This window comes from Pseudomonas sp. Sample_24, assembly GCF_004307605.1.
Taxonomy (GTDB): domain Bacteria; phylum Pseudomonadota; class Gammaproteobacteria; order Pseudomonadales; family Pseudomonadaceae; genus Aquipseudomonas.
Genome location: NZ_RCNW01000246.1, coordinates 1 through 3,099 on the forward strand (window position 1 = coordinate 1; position 3,099 = coordinate 3,099).

At 62.0% G+C, this 3,099-nt stretch carries 3 protein-coding genes; all 3 read left to right on the top strand.

Features of this window, described 5'->3' with window-relative positions; all coding sequences use genetic code 11:
• Nucleotides 1-966: sarcosine oxidase subunit beta family protein (locus D8V06_RS13680; RefSeq protein WP_130931130.1), on the top strand; the 966-nt coding region annotated here is incomplete at its 5' end.
• A gap of 14 nt (nt 967-980) precedes the next feature.
• On the top strand, nt 981-1,310 hold the full coding sequence (locus D8V06_RS13685; RefSeq protein WP_047534309.1) for a sarcosine oxidase subunit delta: 330 nt from the start codon (nt 981-983) through the stop codon (nt 1,308-1,310).
• Nucleotides 1,307-3,099 (top strand): 2Fe-2S iron-sulfur cluster-binding protein (locus D8V06_RS13690; protein WP_130906852.1); only part of this gene is annotated, 1,793 nt, incomplete at its 3' end. The genes D8V06_RS13685 and D8V06_RS13690, both read left to right, overlap by 4 nt.

Here is a 3,099-nt window from a genome sequence, read left to right on the forward strand (position 1 = left end):
GCGATGAAACTGTGGGAAGGCCTGTCTCAGGACCTCAACTACAACGTGATGTTCTCCCAGCGTGGCGTCTACAACCTGTGCCACACCCTGCAGGACATCCGTGATTCCGAGCGTCGGGTCAGCGCCAACCGCCTCAACGGCGTCGACGGCGAACTGCTCGATGCCAAGCAAGTGGCCGACGAGATTCCGTATCTCGACTGCTCGAAGAACACCCGCTACCCGGTGATGGGCGCGACCGTCCAGCGTCGCGGCGGTGTCGCCCGTCACGATGCCGTGGCCTGGGGTTTTGCCCGTGCCGCCGACGCGCTGGGTGTGGACCTGATCCAGCAGACCGAAGTGATCGGTTTCCGCAAGGAGAACGGCGTGTGCATCGGTGTTGAAACCAACAAGGGCTTCATCGGCGCCAAACGCGTCGGCGTGGTCACTGCCGGTAACTCCGGACACATGGCCAAGCTCGCCGGTTTCCGTCTGCCGATCGAATCGCACCCGCTGCAGGCGCTGGTGTCCGAGCCGATCAAGCCGATTATCGACAGCGTGATCATGTCCAACGCCGTACACGGTTACATCAGCCAGTCCGACAAGGGCGACCTGGTGATCGGCGCCGGTATCGACGGCTACAACGGCTACGGCCAGCGTGGTTCGTATCCGGTGATCGAGCACACCATCCAGGCCATCGTCGAGATGTTCCCGGTGCTGTCGCGAGTGCGCATGAACCGTCAGTGGGGCGGCATCGTCGACACCACCCCGGACGCTTGCCCGATCATCTCGAAAACGCCGGTACCGAACATGTTCTTCAACTGCGGTTGGGGCACCGGTGGCTTCAAGGCAACACCAGGCTCGGGCAACGTGTTTGCCGCGAGCCTGGCCAAGGGTGAAATGCACCCATTGGCCGCACCTTTCTCCATCGACCGTTTCCACAACGGTGCGTTGATCGATGAACACGGCGCTGCTGCGGTTGCCCACTAACAGGAGAAATCCCCATGTTGCATATCTTCTGTCCTCACTGCGGCGAACTGCGCTCCGAAGAGGAATTCCACGCATCCGGCCAGGCGCACATCCCGCGTCCACTGGATCCGAACAGCTGCACCGACGAGGAGTGGGGCGACTATATGTTCTTCCGCGACAACCCTCGCGGTCTGCACCATGAACTGTGGATTCACGCCGCCGGTTGCCGTCAGTACTTCAACGCCACCCGCGACACCGTGACCTACGAGATTCTCGAAACCTACAAGATCGGCACCAAGCCACAATTCACCGACAAGACCGATAGCCCGAAAGCGGCCAGCACGGCTCTGGGAGAGAAGGTATGAGCCAGATCAATCGCCTGTCCAACGGCGGACGGATCGACCGCAACAAAGTGTTGAGCTTCACCTTCAACGGCCAGAGCTACAAAGGCTTTGAAGGCGATTCGCTGGCCGCTGCACTGCTGGCCAACGGCGTCGACATCATCGGTCGCAGCTTCAAGTATTCCCGTCCGCGCGGCATCTTCGCCGCCGGTGCCGAAGAGCCGAACGCGGTTTTGCAGATCGGCGCCACCGAAGCCACACAGATTCCCAACGTACGCGCCACGCAGCAAGCGCTGTATCAAGGTTTGGTCGCCACCAGCACCAACGGCTGGCCAAGCGTGAACAACGACATGATGGGGATTCTCGGCAAGGTCGGCGGCAAGTTGATGCCACCGGGTTTCTACTACAAAACCTTCATGTACCCGCAATCGTTCTGGATGACGTACGAGAAATACATTCGTAAGGCCGCCGGTCTTGGCCGCTCGCCGACCGAGAACGATCCGGACACCTACGACTACATGAACCAGCACTGTGACGTGCTGATCGTCGGCGCCGGCCCTGCTGGTTTGGCGGCAGCCTTGGCTGCTGCGCGCAGCGGTGCCCGGGTGATCCTGGCGGACGAACAGGAAGAGTTCGGTGGCAGCCTGCTCGACTCCCGCGAAAGCCTCGACGGCAAACCTGCCGTGGAATGGGTCGCCAGCGTTATCGCCGAGCTGAAGAACACCCCGGACGTGCTGCTGTTGCCGCGCGCCACGGTCAACGGTTACCACGATCACAACTTCCTGACCATTCACGAGCGCCTCACCGATCACCTCGGCGACCGCGCACCGATTGGCCAGGTGCGTCAGCGCATCCACCGTGTTCGCGCCAAGCGCGTCGTACTCGCGACCGGCGCTCATGAGCGTCCACTGGTCTACGGCAACAACGACGTGCCGGGCAACATGCTGGCTGGCGCTGTCTCGACTTACGTGCGTCGTTATGGCGTGGCACCGGGCAAGAAACTGGTGCTGTCGACCAACAACGATCACGCCTACCGCGTGGCACTGGACTGGCTCGACGCCAGCCTGCAAGTGGTCGCCATCGCTGACGCCCGCAGCAATCCGCGTGGTGCGTTGGTTGAAGAAGCGCGCGCCAAAGGTATCCGTATCCTCACTGGCAGCGCCGTGATCGAAGCTCGTGGCACCAAGCGTGTGACCGCAGCCCGTGTGGCCGCGATCGATGTGAAGGGACATAAAGTCACCAGCCCTGGCGAATGGCTCGACTGTGACATCGTCGCCAGCTCCGGCGGCTACAGCCCGGTGGTGCACCTGGCATCGCACCTGGGCGGCAAGCCGATCTGGCGTGAAGACATCCTCGGTTTCGTACCGGGCGAAGCTCCGCAAAAACGTGTATGTGTCGGCGGTATCAATGGCGTCTATGGCCTTGGTGATTCCCTGGCCGATGGTTTTGAAGGTGGCGTGCGCGCGGCCAGCGAAGCCGGTTTCGGTCCGGTCGAAGCGACCTTGCCCAAAGCCCTGGCGCGTCTCGAAGAACCGACCCTGGCGCTGTTCCAGGTGCCGCACGAAAAGAACACCGCGCGGGCTCCGAAGCAATTCGTCGACCTGCAAAACGACGTCACCGCCGCCGCTATCGAACTGGCGACCCGTGAAGGCTTTGAGTCGGTCGAGCACGTCAAACGTTATACCGCACTGGGCTTCGGCACCGATCAGGGCAAGCTTGGCAACGTCAATGGCCTGGCCATCGCCGCCCGCTCGCTGAACGTGACCATCCCGCAGATGGGCACCACCATGTTCCGTCCGAACTACACGCCGGT

Excerpts from the sequence above, each read along its gene's own strand:
- D8V06_RS13685 (WP_047534309.1), top strand. The coding sequence starts at position 981 with ATGTTGCATATCTTCTGTCCTCACTGCGGCGAACTGCGCTCCGAAGAG.